The 20,099-nt window shown below is 39.3% G+C and carries 14 protein-coding genes and 3 pseudogenes; 8 read left to right on the top strand and 9 right to left on the bottom strand.

What is annotated here, in order from left to right; all coding sequences use genetic code 11:
* Positions 1-11 precede the first annotated feature (11 nt).
* The 5 genes and pseudogenes from argA to L5B83_RS07730 form a co-directional block, all read left to right on the top strand.
* Positions 12-1,325 (top strand): amino-acid N-acetyltransferase, encoded by a 1,314-nt coding sequence (gene argA / locus L5B83_RS07750; protein ID WP_265778062.1) that lies wholly within the window; start codon positions 12-14, stop codon positions 1,323-1,325.
* Between the two features lie 390 nt (positions 1,326-1,715).
* The gene (gene dksA / locus L5B83_RS07745; RefSeq protein ID WP_250350415.1) at positions 1,716-2,153 is read left to right on the top strand and encodes an RNA polymerase-binding protein DksA; all 438 of its coding nucleotides are present in this window, start codon (positions 1,716-1,718) and stop codon (positions 2,151-2,153) included.
* 65 nt (positions 2,154-2,218) lie between these two features.
* Positions 2,219-3,769: a polynucleotide adenylyltransferase PcnB gene (pcnB, locus tag L5B83_RS07740; protein ID WP_265778061.1), complete on the top strand. Its 1,551-nt coding sequence runs from the start codon at positions 2,219-2,221 to the stop codon at positions 3,767-3,769.
* On the top strand, positions 3,769-4,263 hold the full coding sequence (gene folK, locus L5B83_RS07735; RefSeq protein WP_265778060.1) for a 2-amino-4-hydroxy-6-hydroxymethyldihydropteridine diphosphokinase: 495 nt from the start codon (positions 3,769-3,771) through the stop codon (positions 4,261-4,263). Before pcnB ends, folK begins: the two co-directional genes overlap by 1 nt.
* A gap of 32 nt (positions 4,264-4,295) precedes the next feature.
* A pseudogene (locus L5B83_RS07730) lies at positions 4,296-4,421 on the top strand (LacI family DNA-binding transcriptional regulator); the annotation flags it as partial.
* 12 nt (positions 4,422-4,433) lie between these two features.
* Here L5B83_RS07730 and L5B83_RS07725 read toward each other — a convergent pair.
* From L5B83_RS07725 to L5B83_RS07710, 5 genes and pseudogenes are all read right to left on the bottom strand, one after another.
* Positions 4,434-5,570: pseudogene (locus tag L5B83_RS07725) on the bottom strand (DUF2827 family protein).
* Positions 5,571-5,947: 377 nt separating this feature from the next.
* On the bottom strand, positions 5,948-8,662 hold the full coding sequence (locus L5B83_RS07720; RefSeq protein WP_265778059.1) for a YadA family autotransporter adhesin: 2,715 nt from the start codon (positions 8,660-8,662) through the stop codon (positions 5,948-5,950).
* 72 nt (positions 8,663-8,734) lie between these two features.
* Positions 8,735-8,842 (bottom strand): annotated as a pseudogene (locus L5B83_RS12470) (ESPR domain-containing protein); the annotation flags it as partial.
* Between the two features lie 262 nt (positions 8,843-9,104).
* Positions 9,105-9,827, bottom strand: a complete 723-nt coding sequence (gene bioD / locus L5B83_RS07715; protein WP_265778402.1) for a dethiobiotin synthase — start codon at positions 9,825-9,827, stop codon at positions 9,105-9,107.
* A gap of 64 nt (positions 9,828-9,891) precedes the next feature.
* Positions 9,892-11,115 (bottom strand): ROK family protein, encoded by a 1,224-nt coding sequence (locus L5B83_RS07710; RefSeq protein ID WP_250363002.1) that lies wholly within the window; start codon positions 11,113-11,115, stop codon positions 9,892-9,894.
* Positions 11,116-11,310: 195 nt separating this feature from the next.
* Between L5B83_RS07710 and asnS the strand changes: the two genes are divergently transcribed.
* Positions 11,311-12,714, top strand: a complete 1,404-nt coding sequence (gene asnS, locus L5B83_RS07705) for an asparagine--tRNA ligase (RefSeq protein WP_250350265.1) — start codon at positions 11,311-11,313, stop codon at positions 12,712-12,714.
* A 60-nt stretch (positions 12,715-12,774) separates the two neighbouring features.
* Here asnS and L5B83_RS07700 read toward each other — a convergent pair whose 3' ends face one another.
* Both L5B83_RS07700 and L5B83_RS07695 read right to left on the bottom strand, forming a co-directional pair.
* Complete coding sequence (locus tag L5B83_RS07700) at positions 12,775-13,155, bottom strand: hypothetical protein (RefSeq protein ID WP_265761929.1); 381 nt, start codon at positions 13,153-13,155, stop codon at positions 12,775-12,777.
* Positions 13,148-13,333 (bottom strand): hypothetical protein, encoded by a 186-nt coding sequence (locus tag L5B83_RS07695; protein ID WP_265761930.1) that lies wholly within the window; start codon positions 13,331-13,333, stop codon positions 13,148-13,150. Before L5B83_RS07695 ends, L5B83_RS07700 begins: the two co-directional genes overlap by 8 nt.
* 327 nt (positions 13,334-13,660) lie before the next feature.
* On the opposite strand from L5B83_RS07695, the gene L5B83_RS07690 reads away from it, so the two are divergent.
* Positions 13,661-13,939 carry a type II toxin-antitoxin system RelE/ParE family toxin gene (locus L5B83_RS07690; RefSeq protein ID WP_265778058.1) on the top strand — a complete coding sequence of 93 codons (279 nt, stop codon included), beginning with the start codon at positions 13,661-13,663 and terminating at the stop codon, positions 13,937-13,939.
* 9 nt (positions 13,940-13,948) lie between these two features.
* Positions 13,949-14,239, top strand: coding sequence for a HigA family addiction module antitoxin (locus tag L5B83_RS07685; RefSeq protein ID WP_250350266.1), 291 nt, complete (start codon positions 13,949-13,951; stop codon positions 14,237-14,239).
* 200 nt (positions 14,240-14,439) lie between these two features.
* Here the strand turns inward: L5B83_RS07685 and recD are convergent, their stop codons facing one another.
* Positions 14,440-16,476 (bottom strand): exodeoxyribonuclease V subunit alpha, encoded by a 2,037-nt coding sequence (gene recD / locus L5B83_RS07680; protein WP_265778057.1) that lies wholly within the window; start codon positions 16,474-16,476, stop codon positions 14,440-14,442.
* Positions 16,476-20,099 carry an exodeoxyribonuclease V subunit beta gene (recB, locus tag L5B83_RS07675; protein ID WP_265778401.1) on the bottom strand — a complete coding sequence of 1,208 codons (3,624 nt, stop codon included), beginning with the start codon at positions 20,097-20,099 and terminating at the stop codon, positions 16,476-16,478. The genes recD and recB overlap by 1 nt, the downstream gene beginning before the upstream one ends.

Raw genomic sequence — 20,099 nt, 5'->3', positions numbered from 1 at the left:
AAAAGGAAGTTATGCGTAGCACCGAACTTGTACAGTGGTTTCGACAATCCACGCCCTATGTAAATATGCACAGAGGAAAAACCTTTGTGATTATGCTTGATGGCGACACCATTGCCAGCCCAAATTTCATCAATATTATCAATGACATTAGCCTACTCCACAGCCTTGGCATTAAATTAGCTATTGTGTTTGGCGCAAGGTTGCAAATTAATTATCTCCTTGAACAACAAGGCATTACACCAACGTACCATAAAAATATTCGCATTACCGATCCCCATAGTCTTGACGTAGTGAAACAGGCAGTAGGTAAATTAAATTATGATATTGCCGCTCGTCTTTCCTTACGCTTACCTCATTCAGCGGTGATCAATGTCGTGAGTAGTAATGTTATTTTGGCACAACCGATTGGCGTAGATGAGGGGGTTGATTATCAACTCAGTGGAAAAATTCGTCGTATTGATAGTGAAAAAATTCAGCAACAACTGGATCAGGGATCCATTGTGCTACTCGGTCCTATCGCCCCTTCTGTAACAGGGGAAACCTTTAATTTACCTTTTGAAGAAATCGCAACACAAGTGGCAATCAAACTTAAAGCAGAAAAACTGATCGCGTTTTCTAATACACAAGGTATTTTAAATGATCAGCAAGAAACCATTGCCGATTTATTACCCCAAGAGGCAGAAAAATATTTAACTCAATTGATTTCCCAAAATCAATATCACAGCTCGCAAGCCCGCTTCTTGCAGGCGGCGATTGAGGTTTGTCGTGCGGGGGTAAAACGTTCTCATTTATTAAGTTATGAAGAAGATGGTTCATTGCTACAAGAACTGTTTACTCGAGATGGTGTGGGAACGCAGCTTTCAATGGAAAATTCAGAACATATTCGCCTTGCCAACGTGGCGGATATTCCCGCATTATTAGAGCTTATCCACCCATTGGAACAGCAAGGCATCTTGGTTAAACGTTCTCGTGAGCAACTTGAAATGGAGATTGCAAATTACACCATTATTGATCGTGATGGCGTAGTCATTGCTTGTGCAGCACTTAATATTTATCCACAAGAAAAAATGGCAGAAATGGCGTGCGTTGCGGTTCACCCTGATTATCGTAATTCTTCTCGCGGTGATATTTTATTAGAAGCCATTCAAAAACGAGCAAAAGAACAGCAAATTGAGAAATTATTTGTCCTCACCACGCGTACAGTACATTGGTTTCAAGAACGAGGATTTTACTTAGCTCAGGTAGAAGATCTGCCCGTAGAAAAAAGAGAAAAATACAATTATCAGCGTCGTTCCAAGATTTTGATTCAACATTTAGAGGTATAGCATAGTTTTCCATTTGTATTTTCGACATATTCAGCATTGATATGTCCTTTGGTTTGAATTAATGAGAATTTTGCCTTTTATCCCTCTTTATTTTCAGAAATAACCATTTTTTGTACACCTAAATTTTGTTAGCTAGATCGCAAAATTGAGATTTATTTTGTAAAAATATTTTTTCTTATGTAAATTTATTTGCCAATTGCTCAAAGTTCTGATATTTATACCGCTCTTTAAAAAGAGCCTAATTTTGAGATGGAAATAGGCTCTCCTCAAAAAGTCTTAACTTAACGCGAAAGTGCGGTCAAAAATATAGCTGAATTTTGCTATTCCTATGGTGATAATGAGGTCAGTTATACTAAGTTAAAATGGATGAATTACTATTAGGAGATACCAATGACTCAATCCTCTTTAAGTTTATTAGCGTTAGCCGGAGTGGAGCCTTATCAACCAAAAGAAGGTGAAGAATATATGAATGATGATCAAATTCTTCACTTTAGAAAAATCCTTGAAGCGTGGCACGCACAAATTCAAGAAGAAACCTCACGCACTGTGGCTTATATGCAAGATGAAGCATCAAACTTCCCTGATCCCGCAGATCGCGCCACGCAGGAAGAGGAATTTAGCTTAGAATTACGCAATCGCGATCGTGAACGTAAATTAATGAAAAAAATTGAACATACACTGAAAAAAATCGACAGTGGCGATTTCGGCTATTGTGATTCCTGCGGTATTGAAATTGGTATTCGCCGCTTAGAGGCTCGCCCAACCGCCGATCTTTGCATTGATTGTAAAACCTTATCTGAAATTCGTGAGAAACAGATGATCGGCTAATGCGCCGACATAAAGAGGTTTATTAAGTTACAAAGTGCGGTAATTTTTCACCGCACTTTTGATTAATGTCATTTCGCTTTTTAAGCAAGGGGTTCGCTATTTTAACCTTAATTAAAAATCTGTTTAAAAAGAAAACAGATAATGCAACACAAGAAACGAGCTCGAAAAAAATTTCCCATAAACGAGCAAATAAAAAACAGATTAAAGCCAGCCCTAGCAAAGCTAGACCTGCTGTGGCTTTAGTAGAAAATGCCACGTCACAAGAAAAAAAACCACAAGGCAAAACAGCTCATCGCTCTCAGAAACATATTATTAATGCATCACAATATGGTATTCAACCGAGAATGATCAGTAAAAATGCACTTACGGTGGTGCAAAAATTACAACGTAACGGTTATGAAGCCTATGTGGTAGGCGGCTGTTTGCGAGATTTGTTACTGGATAAAAAACCCAAAGATTTTGATGTGGCAACCAATGCCCGTCCAGAACAAATTCAAGCCATTTTTCAACGCCAATGCCGTTTGATCGGTCGCCGTTTTCGCTTGGCACACGTGATGTTTGGACGTGATATTATCGAAGTCGCCACTTTCCGCGCTAGCCATTCTGAACATAATAACGAACGCCAATCTAAGCAAAGCGATGAAGGAATGTTACTGCGTGATAATGTGTACGGCACGCTAGAACAAGATGCGGAACGCCGTGATTTCAGCGTAAATGCCCTTTATTATAATCCGCAAGATAACACACTGCGTGATTTCTACAACGGCATTGAAGATATTAAAGCGGGTAAATTACGTTTAATTGGTGATCCCGTCATTCGCTATCAAGAAGATCCTGTGCGTATGTTGCGTGCCATTCGCTTTATGGCAAAATTGGATATGTTTTTAGAAAAGCCGACAGAAGCGCCAATCAAACAAATGGCACACCTATTACGCAATATTCCGCCAGCTCGCTTATACGATGAGGCACAAAAACTCTTACAAACAGGTAATGGCGTAAAAACCTATCATCTACTGCGCCAATACACCTTGTTTGATCAGCTTTTCCCAACGCTAATTCCTTATTTCACCGAAAAGCAAGATAGCTTTGCAGAGCGAATGATTTTGACTGCGCTCACCTCTACCGATGAACGCATTGCCGATAAATTACGCATTAACCCCGCCTTTTTATTTGCCTGCTTTTTCTGGTATCCATTAAGAGAAAAAGTGGAAATGCTGAAAAATGAAGGTGGCTTAAATAACCACGATGCCTACGCCTTAGCCAGCAACGACATTCTTGATCAGCTTTGCACAAGCCTTGCTGCACCGCGCCGCCATACTGGGGTGATTCGTGATATTTGGTTCTTACAATTACAACTGCTGAAACGCAATGGTAATGCACCAATACGTGTAATGGCACACCCTAAATTCCGCGCAGCCTTTGATTTGCTCGCAATGCGCGCACAAGTGGAAGGGGGGGAATCCATTGAATTGGCAACTTGGTGGCACGAATATCAATTTAGTAATGACGCACAACGTGATGAGTTGCTGAAAGCGCATCAAAAACGTCATCCAATCGCAAAGAAAAAACGTTATCGTCCAAGAAGACGTAAAACCCAGAAAGAGCAAGTTGTATAATGAAACAGGTTTATATCGCTTTAGGCAGTAATTTAGCTACCCCAGTGAAACAATTAGAAAACGCACTGCACACGTTAGGGCAACTGCCTCACTCACAATTAATGCGCGTCAGCCATTTTTATCAAAGCAAGCCTTTAGGGCCACAAGATCAACCTGATTATGTCAATGCGGTAGCCTGCCTAACCACTGCATTATCCCCATTAGCATTACTTGATGAGCTGCAACGTATTGAGCAAGAACAAGGGCGTATCCGTTTACGCCGTTGGGGTGAACGCACCTTAGATTTAGATATTCTGCTTTACGGAGACGACATCATTCAATCTGAACGCTTAACGATCCCACATTATGATATGCAGAATCGCGAATTTGTTATCGTGCCATTGTATGATATTGCCCCTAATTTAATCTTGCCTGATGGTAAAAAAATCGTAGATCTCGTACAAGGTTTCAGTAATCACGAAATGAAAATACGGCAAAAAAGCACCGCACTTTAAAAAGAGCTGCCTTCTCTGCATAGGATTGAATAATGGCAAAAAAACTCACGATTAAAGATATTGCTGCCTTAGCTGGTGTAGGAAAATCAACAGTTTCTCGCGTATTAAACCAAGATAGCAACGTGAGTACGGAAACACGCGAGAAAATTCAGGCTATATCATTTCAACGACTATATATCAAATAATTTCATAATCAAAAACTCATAAGCATTAATATTATTGATATGAGTAGGAGATAACGAATCAAGGAAACATTTTGCATTATTCATATAAAGATCACTATTTTCATTATGATTATCTATAACAAATTCTAATATTTTCGCACCATTGGTGGCATCAAACTCTTTATAATAATAGCCAACACCAACAGGTAAAAGTGTAGAATTATGTACTAGAGGATAACCGCCATAAAGTGCTTCATAATAAATATAATTTAATCCTAATTGCCACTGATGTGATAAAACAATATCTGTATATTTTGCTAGAAAGTAATATGTATTAAAGCGATTTTCTACCGTCATTACATTATTTTTGACAGAATCCGTCCAGCCAATAAAATTATAAAATTCTTTATGATCTTTTTTATCATAAGTATTACAAACGTAGATATGCTCAATTTTTTCTGGACTTCGTCGATATACTTTCTCTGAAATTAATATTGGCGTATAACAATTTTTCATCACACTAGAATTTTGTTCAATTATAGTAATACGTTTTGGTATATTTTCTTTTTTATAACCAAATTCTAAGTCTAGATCTTCTTTTTGTGCTTTTATCGCCTTTTCTAAAAAATAAGGTGACCAAATATGAGGAACCTGATACGCAGGCGCTCTTCCAATAACTTCGCAATAATCTTTATTTGTTTCATAAACTTGGGGAATTAACCAAAATACATCTATATTAGCATCAGTAAATCCTCTACCAGTTCTATGTTCAAATAAAAAAGCTTCCATATCCAAAATAAAATCACTTCCCATTCTATATGAGATAACTTTTCCTCCATTTTCGTGGATTTTATCTGTATGTTCTTTAAATACGGTAAGCGTACCTTCAATTAATATATCTAATTCTTCTGCTATATTATCAAATAGTTCAATTTTTAGATCTAACCCATCAAGCTGTAATTATTTAGGTAAAGTATCAATATTATTGCCCCAATAGACTAAATAAACATTATTAATAAGTTGGCTTTTTGAAAGTAATTGATACAGGAAAATCATATTTTGCCCTGCACCATTAGACCAAATATTGTTATAGCTATCTCCCCAAAAGAAAGAAATCCCAACATTAAGTTTTTTCTTTAACATATATTTATAGCCTTATAATATAGTTGTGAATATTGATCCGCTTTACCGCAACATTTACACATCAAAATTGAAATAAACATAATTTATACTTAAAAAATAAGAAACCTACTTTATATAAAAATAAGATAGAATTCTTTCTTAATAATCATTGTTTAATAAGATAACTCAATTCAAATAGCACAGTAAGCTAAACGAATACTGGATTATTTCAAAAGCAAGTGATTACCGTAACTTCAATTCAGACATAGCCAACATAAATCCTTTTAACATTAAAGTTTTTAATATAACTCCAAATATTTATTCAAAGATAAAAAGTATATTTAGGGTTTTAAAATATTACCTTGATGAAAAATATTATTACGTTGGCTATATATTAATTACCACTGATAGCCAATACCTGCACCTACATTGTATCCACCTTGTGTTGTCGTGCTAGCTCCTAATTTCAAAATAACATCATTATTATCTGAAACCTTTGAATAACCTATTGCAATGGCACTTTGACCATTATGGCTGCCTACACCAACACCAATCAGGCTTGCGCCCGGTTTAGTTGCTTGTGGAATATGGGCAATTGCTGTAGCACCGGCAATACCAGCTCGTAATTTCTTATTCGCTTTACGCAATTCCTTAGAAACTTGATCCAATTGCCGTTTATTTACTGCATCAGTAGGATTAATACCATCTGCGACATTTGTAATTCTACGCTCATTACCCACACTTCCTACGGAAACTGTATTCACCTCTGTTGCAATAGAATTTGCACCAAGTGCAACAGAGTTTTCTGCTCTAGCCTGTGAATTATGTCCAATCGCAGTTGCATTTCTAGATGTAGCCTGCGAATTTTGACCAATTGCAGTTGCATTTTCAGCACTTGCATTCGCTTTATGACCAAATGCCGATGCATTTTCTTTCGTAGCTTTTGCATCTGAACCATATTGAGTCGTTGAATCATCACCATCATCCACACCTAATATTCTTTGTGCAGAATTTTCAGCCCTTATTGCCGCAGTTTCAGCTTTAGTAGCTGATTGTTTTGCTTCTTCTGCTGAAGCTTTTGACACCTCTGCCGAAGTTTTCGATTCCTCTGCTGAGGCTTTTGATGCTTCCGCTGAAGCTTTCGATGCATCAGCTGAAGCTTTCGATACGTCTGCCGAAGTTTTTGCTTCTTCTGCTGATGTCTCTGCTTTTTTTGCAGCAGTTTCCGCTTTAGTTGCTGAGCCGGATGCCGCATTTGCTGAAGCTTTTGCCTCTTCTGCCGAATTCGCTGCTGCATCTGCTGAAGTTTTCGCTTCTCCTGCTGATGTCTCTGCTTTCATTGCAGCAGTCTCCGCTTTAGTTGCTGAGCCAGATGCCGCATTTGCTGAAGCTTTTGCCTCTTCTGCAGAATTCGCAGCTGCGCTTGCTGAAGTTTTCGCTTCTCCTGCTGATGTCTCTGCTTTCGTTGCAGCAGTTTCCGCTTTAGTTGCTGAGCCGGATGCCGTATTCGCTGAAGCTTTTGCCTCTTCTGCCGAATTCGCTGCTGCATCTGCTGAAGTTTTCGCTTCTCCTGCTGATGTCTCTGCTTTAGTTGCAGCAGTTTCCGCTTTCGTTGCTGAACCAGATGCCGTATTCGCTGAAGCTTTTGCCTCTTCTGCAGAATTCGCAGCTGCACTTGCTGAAGTTTTCGCTTCTCCTGCTGATGTCTCTGCTTTCGTTGCAGCACTTTCCGCTTTAGTTGCTGAGCCAGATGCCGCATTCGCCGAAGCTTTCGCCTCTTCTGCCGAATTTGCTGCTGCGTTTGCTGAAGTTTTCGCTTCTCCTGCTGATGTCTCTGCTTTTGTTGCAGCAGTTTCTGCTTTAGTCGCTGAACTCGCTGAAGCTGTAGCGGAACTTGCAGCTGCTGTCGCTGAATTTCCAGCTTGTGTTGCATAATTTTTTGCTTGAGAAACTGCGTTATCTATATCCGCAAGTTTACTTGTTACTGTATCGGCTGCCGTTACGGCTGATGCAATAGCGTCTTTGATGTTTTTAGATAAACCATAAGTTATAGTTCCCTTTTCATCCGTTGTCACTTCTAGATCACTTGTCGCAGTAAAAGTTATCGCGTTGTTAGATGCTAATGTCCAACTGTGAGCAAGTTCTTTATCATTATTTCCATTTTTTATATTAAACGTATATGCTCTTTGTGCTTCCGCTTTTTCAGCTAAACTCGTTGATAGTGAATTTGCTTTGTTAAGTGCCGAATTGGCTGTGTTGAGTGCTGTGTTTGCTGATGTAGAAGCTGCTTGGGCGGCAGTGGATGCATTTTGAGCTGTTGTGAGAGCGCTTGATGCTGCAGTTTGAGCATTATTTGCCGTTGTCGCCACGATCTTTAATTGTGCAACATTTACCGCATCAGTATCTAAAGCACCGTCTGCCACATTAATAATTCGGCGAGTGGATGTCCCAATTTTCGTTGTACCGTCAGCACTTACTTTATCCTCGAACGCTACTGCAGCACCAACAGAAACAACTCCATTATATGAGTTATTTGTCTTATTGGTGAGGTAAGATGTTGTTCCAGCATAACTATCGCTCGATCCATAGCCCAACACTACGTTATTTTCACCGGTTGCCTGAGCATATGAACCTAATACTGTTGCATTCCTTGCCGCGTTAGAACCATCAACTGAGCCAATCGTTATATGTGTCCCCATACCAACAGAGTTACTGCCTGTAATAACAGACCGTTCCCCAACCAATGTGGCACTCGTACTGCCTTTCTTTATTATAGAATTTGCACCATATAAAGTAGAATAAGAGGTGCCGCCCTCTACTCCAGATTTAAACCCCGTTACGGTTACTGCATCGGCTTTTTCCCCAGCCGTAAAGCCTGTTTCTGATGCCTTCAAACCAGTTCCAGTCTTAGAAAAATCTCTTACTCCACCAATATAGGTACCATAACCAATAATTGTACTATCACTACCGTTCACTTGCATATCATTGGCGGCAGAGCCATCTTCATTAGTGGCTAATGCTAAGTTTTTATCAGTCTTACCATGATAATCAACTTCAGAACGACTATAGCCAACTTTTCCCTCAAGGGCATAATTCTTAGAATTTGCTGCCATTGCCTGCTGTATGCTTGCAAGCAATGTTAGGGACAGCGGCACAATTACTTTTATGACTTTTGCGCTTTGTTGATTTGTCTGGCTTTTTGTGTTTTGTTTTCCTTTAGATTTACCTAATTCAGAAATAACGACTAAACAATGGCGTGTAGTACTCCATATAACTTTAAATATTTTATTCATGGTTGTCCTTAAAAATAAATGAAAAAATAAATGAAATCTTAATAGCAAAAATTGTTATTGGTTTATTTAAAAATGAAGCCTGAACTTAGAGGTTAATGCCATTACTTTTTACCTAAGTCAATGGCATTTAGATAAGTGCATAAACTATTTATACAGCTTAAATCAGTTCATGTTCTCAAGTGTATTATTAGTAGAAAATAACAAAAGTGATATGCTAAAAGACGGGCGGATTCTAGCACAAGCCAATACATCAGCAAAACATTTATTTCACCCATTCCGTTTGCAGATAAGTCAAACGCTCAAGATTAGTGATGTAATGCCCGAGTTCTTGTTCTTCAGGACGATGAACATAGGGAATTTGCCCAAGTAATGGGGCGTCAATTTTTTCGCTGAGCATTTCAATCATTTCTGCATAATGGGCTAAACCGGGATTAATGCGATTGGCTATCCAGCCTAATAAGGGTAAGCCTGATTGTTGAATGGATTGCGCCGTCAGCAAGGCGTGATTAATGCAGCCTTCTTTAATTCCAACCACAAGCACGACTGGCATTTTGTGCGAGATTGCCCAACTGGCAAAGCTATATTCTTTATTCATTGGGGTAAGCCAACCAAATGCCCCCTCCACTAGCACAGATTGATAACGCTGAGTAAGTGCGGTGAGATCGGCGTTAATTTTTTTTATATCAATGCGTTCTCCATCTTCACTTAACATTGGCAAACTGTGGGAAAAGCTATAACTATTCACGTCTCGGTAGGTTACATTCTCTTTTGTGGCGTCAATTAAGGTTAGGACATCAGAATTATTTTCTTGTCCATAATCACTTTCTATTGGGCTTTCACGATAAGTCCAATCCTCTTGGCAACACGCAATCGGTTTATAACCTACAATTTGAATACCTTGATTTTGCAAGGCTTGGATAATGGCACGACTGGATACCGTTTTTCCTACATTGGTATCCGTTCCTGTAACAAAAAAGCAGCTCATCATTTTTTCCTTATGATCCCATTTGTTTGGAATTCTAAAGGAATTTCATAATGAGAGTATTGAGCTAACACAATTTTTCTTTATTTTTCAGTAGATCACCGAGCAAACTGCCATCATAAATCCCTTGCTTAATTGCCGCAGTTAAGACTTCAGGGCTATTCCATTTATAACGGCTCGTTACCACTTCCACATTGCAATGATAAAGGGATAAACGTTGATTTAAGCGCGCTAAGAAAATCTCTTTTGCACTCAATAAACAGGTGTTTAACATCACTTTTTTAGAGGAAAACATATTAACTAAACACATTAAATGGTAAGCCGTTAAATCTGCGATATGGTGAATAATATCAATCGCTTTTGCCTCATTGCCTTGTGCTTTTTTACATAAAAAGTGAATTTTTTCAATATTATTCACTTGTTGATTGTCGGGATACGCCAAATCAATCAATTTATAAATAGCTTGGTGTGTGAGCTGATTGATAATTTGATGACGTTCCGTTTCAGGTAAGTGAGGATTGAGTTGATGCTGAATTGGGTTGAACGTTGGCGTAATGAGCTTATCAATATTCATCTTTGGCTGTTTGTTACATCGTAACACATCACCTTGTGATAATACGCTTAAATTGACTCGTTCATCAAGTTGTAAAAATAAAACGTGATCACAACCAATCACACTGCCCACCGAGCTTTCGGCAAACAACCACGTTTGGAAATAATCCGTTACCATAACAGGCATTTTAAAATAAGGGTGAAATAAAGCTTTCAGATCAAGTGTTAACTGGCGATTGCCAAGGTGATAAACATAGCGCTCTTCATTATCTAACTCCCCAGTTACAGCAATAGAAAAGGTGATGACTTTATAAGGTTCGAGTTTGGTTTTTTCTAAAAACGCTTGCACATACCCCACTAAAACGCGATCTAATTGTGCAAATTCTTCACTGCGCAGTGGGAAAGAATGTTCTGCCAACGGTGTGCCATCTAATTCACAAAGAAATATATCAAAACGATCTTCACTCAGCACCGCACATAACGACTGCCAGAAAAAAGGCGATACACATAAACCAATTGCTGGACGTCCACGGTTTTCTGTATTTCGCACGGCTTTTTCAATAATTAATCGTTCATTAATAAGCTGACGGGTTAAAGAGGTGATCGTCGCTGGTGCTAAATGCGAAAGCTTTGAAAGATCAATCCGCGAAATTTCTTCAAATTGTTCAATTAGCCGATACACTTTCCCTAATTGTTGTAATTTTAAGACATACTTATCTTGTTTTCTTTCCTTGATCATAACGCCCCACAACGGATTAAATTTTTGAAATGAAATTATTGTTTTTTTATATCAGGTTGCCACCTAAAAACAAGTTATTTACTTCAATTTTGTGGGCAAGTTCACAAAAACAATTGAATAATTCATTTTGGCAAATTTCCTGAGTTGCGGTAAACTAAGCGGGTTTTTACGCTAAATTTTTTGATTGAGGTTTATATGACACAAATTGCCCCTATTGCAGAGGTATTACAAGGCAAAATTCAAATCGGTGATCAGGTTACCGTGCGTGGTTGGGTGCGTACCCGTCGTGATTCTAAAGCAGGGCTTTCTTTCCTTGCGGTGTATGATGGTTCTTGTTTCGACCCTATCCAAGTGATCGTCAATAATGATATTGCGAATTATCAAGAAGAAATCCTACGCTTAACCACCGGTTGCTCGGTGATTGTTACAGGTAAAGTGGTGGAATCCCCAGCGGAGGGACAAGCAGTAGAATTACAAGCGGAAAAGGTGGAAGTAACCGGTTGGGTGGAAGATCCTGATACCTATCCAATGGCGGCTAAACGCCACAGTATTGAATATTTGCGTGAAGTGGCACACCTTCGTCCTCGCACTAATATCATCGGTGCAGTCGCACGTGTTCGTCATTGTTTGGCTCAAGCCATTCACCGCTTCTTTCACGAACAAGGTTTTTATTGGGTAGCAACGCCACTGATTACGGCATCTGACACTGAAGGTGCGGGGGAAATGTTCCGTGTTTCAACCCTAGATTTAGAAAATTTACCACGTACCGAACAAGGTGCGGTGGATTTTTCGCAAGATTTTTTCGGTAAAGAAGCCTTTTTAACCGTATCTGGTCAGCTAAATGGGGAAACTTATGCTTGTGCATTAAGTAAAATCTATACCTTTGGCCCAACATTCCGTGCGGAAAATTCTAATACCACTCGCCACTTGGCAGAGTTCTGGATGGTTGAACCTGAAGTTGCTTTTGCAGATCTGAATGATAATGCAAAACTCGCCGAAGCAATGCTTAAATATGTGTTCCGTGCCGTATTAGATGAGCGTAAAGACGATCTTAAATTCTTTGAAAAACACGTTGATAGTTCTGTTATCAGCCGTTTAGAAAACTTTATTCATTCTGATTTTGCGCAAATTGATTACACAGATGCCATTGACGTCTTATTAAAATCAGGCAAAAAATTTGAATTCCCTGTTTCTTGGGGGATTGATTTATCCTCTGAACACGAACGCTATTTAGCAGAAGAATATTTTAAATCCCCAGTGGTGGTGAAAAACTATCCAAAAGACATCAAAGCGTTTTATATGCGTTTAAATGATGATGGAAAAACCGTAGCGGCAATGGACGTATTAGCCCCAGGAATTGGTGAAATTATCGGTGGTTCACAACGTGAAGAACGCCTAGACGTGTTGGATAAACGTATGGTAGAAATGGGCTTAAACCCAGAAGATTACTGGTGGTATCGCGATCTCCGCCGTTATGGTACTGTACCACATTCAGGCTTTGGTCTTGGTTTTGAACGTTTAATTGTTTATGTAACTGGCGTGCAAAATATCCGCGATGTGATCCCATTCCCACGCGCACCGAGAAATGCGAATTTTTAAGGTTAAATGAAAAAAACGCGGTGATGCAAAAAGTTCACTGCGTTTTTTTTATTCTTTCACCTAGTCTTCTATAAACTCAAGAATATCGATTGTTCTAACAATTTCTAGCATACGAGATACACCTTTTGCGATGTCTGCTCTAGATAATCCGTCACTTAATGTAGGCAAACCTAGAGAAAATCTAAGTTGATTTTCTTCTACAATATGTAAACACCCTAATCTACGATTTGAATTCCAATTATTCACTTTTTCTAAAGATAGCATTGGTACTCCTGATATTCCATACATTAGCTGGATATCTCCATTTCCATATAACATAATAATATAATTACTTCCATCAATCTTTAATACTAAGATATCTTCTCCTAGTATATTGACTGAACGATATCCTTCGTCTAAAAGAATGTCTTTTATCTCATCTGCAGTATATTGATTACTCATAAATTCCTCCACCATTTGGATTGCGAGTTGGGATTACAGACATTTTGTCACGCATTTGGGCGGATAAATCAGTATCATAGCTTGATTTATCACCAAGCTTAGTCAGATCATATTGGTATTTATTACCAAAACTATCTTTATAAAGAGTAGTTCCATTCTCTAAAATTGGAATAAGCATTTTAGCTCCTATAAATTTAGTATTTAAATTATTTTAAACGCACAAATATTTTTATTTGCAGGAATATTTGTTATCTCTGTAAAGAGATAACAACAGGGAGTATACTCCCGCTAAAAACGTTCAAAAAACAAGCTAAAAATACTGGTAGTATCGTGAGCTATATTGATATGGGTATTATGCTATACTAAAGATGTGAATTTTTAGGTTGAAATAAAAATAAAGTGCGGTGAAAAAATAACAAATTTTCATCGCTCTTTTTCTATATTCTGATTGCAAGCTGTAATGTCACACACTACAATAGTCAAAATACTTGATTGATTTTGTCTTATGATTATTTCCTTTAAACATAAAGGTCTAGAAAAATTTTATAAAACTGGCTCAACAGCAGGAATTATCGTTGCACATTCGTCTAAACTAAAACGTATTTTAGCCCGATTAAATAGCACAAAAACGATACAAGATATGAATATTCCGGGTTGGAACTTACATTCTTTATCTGGAAATCTATCAGCTCATTGGAGTGTCAAAGTAAATGGAAATTGGCGAATAACGTTTAAATTAGAAAATGGACACGCTGAAGTTGTCGATTATCAAGATTACCACTAGGAGTTTACAATGAATATGTATAATCCCCCACACCCAGCAGAAATTATTAAAGAAGATATTTTACCTGAGCTAGGTCTAACCGTTACTCAAGCAGCTAAGCAATTAGGGGTAAATCGCGTTACACTTTCTCGCCTATTAAATGGTAAAGCCTCAATCAGTGCCGAAATGGCATTACGCCTGCACGCTTGGCTAGGAGAAAATAGTCCAAGTCCTGAAAGTTGGTTACATCAGCAAGCTGACTACGATCTCTGGAAAGCCGCTCAAAACAAGAATTTTTCTGTTATTCCAGCATTAGCTTAGATATTTTGCTTCTAAGTAAATCTCGGTGAAAATTGTTTTTCACCGCGATTTTGTTCTTGTAAAAAGAACCTTGTTATTAGACTTCATTAAATTACTTGAGAATATTCCACCTAATTCTCTGCACAATTTGCCTTGTTTTATAAGTGATTTTGTCTATTTTTAGCTACATTATCCAAATAGCCCATTAATCAAACGCGCTATCATTCAACCAGTTTCTGTAACAACAACGCCAATCCACTTTGTCGTTTGGTGGGATTTCTTACCGCGGTTTTCCAGCTTTGCTCCGTGCTAAATACGGTGGCTTGGTTCTTGGCACGGGTAATTCCCGTGTAAACCAATTCACGGGATAAAATTGGGTTGGGTTCAGTGGGAAGTACCATAAAGGCGTGGTCAAATTCAGAGCCTTGTGATTTATGCACTGTCATTGCAAAGGCGACTTCGTGGCGTGGAATACGGCTGGCTAATTCCCGTTTGCCATTTTCAAAATAAAAATGCCCTTTTAGCTGCCCTTGTTCATTGGGGCTGACTAAATATAACCCAATATCCCCATTATATAAGCCCACATTGCTATCATTTTGCGTAATCATAATGGGTTTGCCGAGATAATGTTCACGCGCTTGATTAAATTGCACTAAGCCCTTTGCACGCAGCCCCTCTGCAATACGTTGGTTGAGCTGTTCACTGCCTAACTCCCCTACACGTAATGCGGTGAGGTAACGGACTTTATTAAATGCGGTGAAAATTTGCTGAATTTTTTCTGAATCTAAAGGTTGATTTTGCGCCGTAACTTGCTGAATTAAGGTTAAAAAATCGGTGTAATTTTGCACCGCACTTTTCACCACCACATTGGCACAATATTGCTGATATGCCAAGCTATTCGCTTCCCCTTTGTGTGTCAATTGCATAAAATCAACGAGGGTTAAAGGTGAGGTTGTTACAACATCACTTTTTTTCAAATCTCCTGCTTGTAGCAACTGCCAGCTTTCTTCTGCGTTGCCTTGATTAATCAATTTCGCTAACTGCCCAATGGCAGAATGTTCATCAAAACGATGACTTTGGGTTAAATGACAAAGATGATCACGAATTGGATTGCCTTGTGTTATCGCAGACAAATGTTGCCCTGTGGTTTGTTGTAAATACGCCACAAAATCGGGGCTGTAGCCTTGCATCAGAAATTTGCCTAATTCTGCCAAAATTGCCCCAGCCTCCACGGAGGCAAGCTGATCTTTATCTCCCAATAAAATTAATTTGGTTTGTGGTTTTAAGGCTTGCAACAATTTCGCCATTAGGGATAAATCGATCATCGAAGATTCATCTACCACAAGCACATCAAGCAATAATGGGTTCTGTTTATTATGCTTGGGCATATCTTCAAAGAAGCGTACGCCAAGTAGTCGATGTAAGGTTTCTGGCTGTGTCGGTATGGCAGCGATTAACGCCTCTGGCAACGCCAATTCTGCTTTTAAGCGGACTAAGGAATTATCCATACTCTCTTTTAGCCGAGCGGTGGCTTTCCCTGTGGGGGCAACCAGTTTTATACGTAAACCTTGCTGATATAAATCCTGTAAGGCAAGTAATAATCGTGTTACGGTGGTGGTTTTGCCTGTACCGGGTCCACCACTGATTAGTGTAAAAGGCTGTTTTATTGCCATTGCAACGGCAATTTCTTGCCAATTAATTTGTTTTGGTTGTGCGGAATGAGGAAAATATTTTTGCAAAATTGTTGCGATGGCTTGTGGATCAAAAGTGCGGTCAAAAATGCCTGAATTTTGCCTCGCACTTTGCACCCCATTTTGTTCCGTGCGTTGAATGGAATGGGCAAAATATTCTGCAACGCGGTATTCATCTTGCCAGATACGATAAAAATACAGCGCGTTAAACTGAAACACCAAAGGGGCGATTTTTTCTTGTGGCTGTGCGGTAAAGGCAATATGTTGCTGTAAACTGTCTTGCCATTGGCTAGGGGGTAAATAATCAATTTTGGCATTGATTTTTTCTATATATTCCCATTCTTGCTGAGGTAATGGTAATAAACTGGCTAAATTAGCCTCAAGCACTAAACAACTATGCCCCTGCAAATAAGAATAATTGCACAATGCCGCCAATAAAATCGCTAAATTTTGTTGGCATAAGGAATATCCTTTGCCTTGCTGTTTTTCGGCAATCAAGCGTGCGAAATGGTAATCCCCTTGGCTAAATATGCCTTTTTCTTGAAGTGCTTTAATTAGGCTGAGCATTAGAATAATTCCTCCAAGGCTTGAATTAATCGCCAATCTGGTTTATCAAAATAAATACCTGTTTGATCTTTGCCATTCATTCCGCGTAAAAACGTATAAATCACGCCCCCAAAATCCCTCTCATATTGATAATGCGGATCGCGCAAGGTTAAATAGCGGTGTAACGCTAAGGTATAAAGCAAATACTGCCAGTCATAAAAGCCATTTTTCATCACTTCAGGCAACTGGGCAGGCTGATAATTTTCCATTTGATGACCAAGCAAGTTTGATTTGTAATCTAGCACATAATATTTACCCTGATGACGAAACACGAGGTCAATAAAACCACGCAACATTCCTTGCAAACGCTCAAAAATCAGCGATTGTGAGGGAAATGGGTGATAATCTTGCAAGGCTCGATTAAACGCGGTGGCATCAAAGGCTTTGTTTAATTTTAAATAAAATTGCATTTCTTTTATACAATCTTGCGGTTGAATTTGTGCAAGGGTTACGTTTTCACCAACCAATAATGGGCTGTGATAAATGGCGTTAAACCATTGTTGTAATGGCACAATCCATTGTTCATCAAGCTGTAACCCTTGGCATAATTTGGCAAGATTTTGTTCATCAAGAGCAGATTGTGCGGTATTTTTTTCTAAATAACGGTGCAAAATCGTCCCCACACGCACGCCACTTGGCAAATCAAAAGGGGTATAACCTTGTGGATAGGTACGTTCTTGTGGCGTTATTTCTTCGTTTAACGGGAAGGCTTGTGGCAGGTTGAAATCGTAATCCTTACCTTGATCAAAAACTTGCGAAATTTGCACCGCACTTTCATTTTCAGCTTGTAATTGCAATGTATTGCGTTGATGCTTATGCACCATATCCGTGAAGCTGGTTACTCCCCAATGGTATTCAATCTTGCCATTAAATATAGCGGGGCTAAAGTGCTGCGTGTGATGAGGGGAAACCAATGGCGCACTTGCGATAAGATCGTCGCTGTGGCTAATCGCCACATTCTGTTCACCAACGTTTTGCTGCAAGGTTTGTAATAATGCTGTGCTGTCATAGGTTGCGGATAAGTTTAGGCTTTCTCCACACTTCCCTTGCGTTAAGGCATAGAGCAACCCATTCCATTTTTTTTCAAAGGTCTTCGGTAAACACAATGCCACTTGGTATTTAGCACGGGTAAGCGCCACATAAAGCAAACGCATTTCTTCTGCTAGATCTTCTTTAAGCACGCGTGCTGATTGCTGATTTTCCATATCCCACAATATGTGGTCTTGTTCTGTGGCGTAATAGGTGGTGATTGTGTTTTTTTCCTCTTTCTTCGGCTTGGCGATAAAGGGTAACCACACCAGATCATAAGCTAAGCCTTTTGATTTATGAATAGTCACGATTTTAACTAAATCTCGTTCACTTTCTAAACGAATGCTTTCTTCTAGCCGATCTGTCCCTTGAATTTGCTTTTCAAACCAACGCAATAAGGCAGCTTCACTTTCGTTTAAACGGCTAGCTTGTTGTAAAAGTTCCGCTAAGTGCAAGAAATCTGTCAAAATTCGTTCACCTTGATTGTGTGCAAGCAAGCGTTGCGTAATCGGGGTTTCTTCATTAAGCAATAATTGATGCAACATCACCAAAATGCCTTTTTGTTGCCACGTTTTTTGATAAGCGAAAAAGGCGTCCACCCAATGCTCCCACTGCGTTTCATCTTGCTTAATTTGATAAATTTCTGCACTGGTTAAGCCAAATAATTGGGTGGCAATGGCATTGAGAATGTAGCGTTCATTCAGCGGGTTTAAACAGGCCTGCAAAACCAGAGCCAATTCCTGTGCGGTTTCACTGTCAAACACATTGCTTTTATCGGATAAATATACCGAGGCGATGCCCAAATTTTGCAAGGCGGTTTTAATGCGCTGAGCTTCTTTTCCTGTACGCACCAACACCGCAATATTTTTTGCTTGCAAGGGTTCATCGGCAAATTTTGCTTGATTTTGCGCCGCACTTTTTAGCCATTGCTGAATGGAAATCGCACAATTTTTGGCAAACTGTTCTTGATCATAGCCCTCACCTAAATAGCAACGCAACGCAGGTTCATCTTGCCCATTGAGATTAAAGTGCGGGAGATTTTTCCCTGCTTTTACGGGATCAAACTGAATTTCATCAAATAAAAATGGCGCTGGCTGTTCAAAATCAAAAATCCCATTAACAGATTGAATTAATGCAGCGGTAGAACGCCAGTTTTCTTTCAGTGTAAAACGCTGGTTGGCTTGTTGCGAAGCCTTAAAATAAGTAAAAATATCTGCGCCACGAAATTTATAAATAGATTGTTTCGGATCGCCAATCATTATAAAGCCTGACGGTGTGGGCTGAGATTGTTCTGGTGGATTTTCAATATAAATTTTAGAAAAAATTTGATACTGCTGTGCATCAGTATCTTGAAATTCGTCAATCATCGCAAAGGGATATTGATTGCGGATCAACGCAGCTAACTCCTGCCCATTTTCTCCATATAGCCCTTCTCGCACTAAACGTAACAGATCATCAAAGCCTTTTTGGATGTGCTGATTTTTATAATCAAACCATTTTTTGCGAATGGCTTGAATGGCGTGATATAGCACAATCGGTAAGGCAAGTGCCATTTCTTCTGATTGCGTCAATAAATGTTCCGCTTGGCAAAAAAGAGGATGTTGTAACGGGGCAAACCCCGATTTTATTTTTGCGTTAATCTCTCTTTCGGTAAAATAAATAAAAATATCTGGCAAGCTATAATTGCTCGGATCTTCCGCCCACGCCCGCATTTTCTCAAGGCGTCCTGCATAATGATTCGCGTATTTAATTTTTTCTTTATTTTCCGTGAAGAATACGGCAAGTTCTTCGGCGTTTGCCAACCATTCTTGCTTAAACGCATCAATTGCCTGATAGGTGGTTAATAAATATTGTTGGAAAAATTCATCAAGAGATAGCTCAAGTAGGTGCGGATGAGAAAGGGCGACCTCAACCCCCTCTTTGCCTAAATGTGGGCGAATTTTTTTCAATAATGCTTGCGGCGATTTTAGCGTTTGATTCACCCATTTTGCGACAAGCACAGGTTGATGATAAAAGGCTTCTCGCCAAAATTCGTTGGTTAAACGTGCGAGTAAATCACTTTCATCGGTTACCAACGCTAAATTAAAATGCACGCCCGAATTAAAGGCATATTGCATTAACATACGACGACAAAAACTGTGGATCGTGTAAATCGCTGCCGTATCCATACTCTGCTCTGCCCAGTTAAGGCGTTGAATGACTAAGGGGATGTCATTTAAGCCTTGCACTAATTCACCCAGCAAGGGATCGCCCCCTTGTGCAAAGACCGTTAGATCTTGCGTGGTTTGATATTGCAACAGTAACTGCTTGCTGTGGTAAATTCTTGCACGAATACGTTCTCGCAATTCTTGTGTTGCCATTTCGGTAAAGGTTACCACTAAAATTTTATCGACAGAGAGCGGTTGGTTGAAACAGTTTTCCCCTGCTTGTAGCAGCAAACGAATATACAGGGACGCCATTGTGTACGTTTTCCCTGTTCCCGCTGAGGCTTCGATCAGGCTCACACCTTGCAAAGGCATTGTGGCTGGATTGAGTGTTTGCGTTTTTGTCGTCAT

It is taken from the genome of Avibacterium sp. 21-599, from assembly GCF_026226765.1.
In the GTDB taxonomy this organism is placed as follows: domain Bacteria; phylum Pseudomonadota; class Gammaproteobacteria; order Enterobacterales; family Pasteurellaceae; genus Avibacterium.
This window is presented reverse-complemented; position numbering and strand designations above follow the sequence as displayed.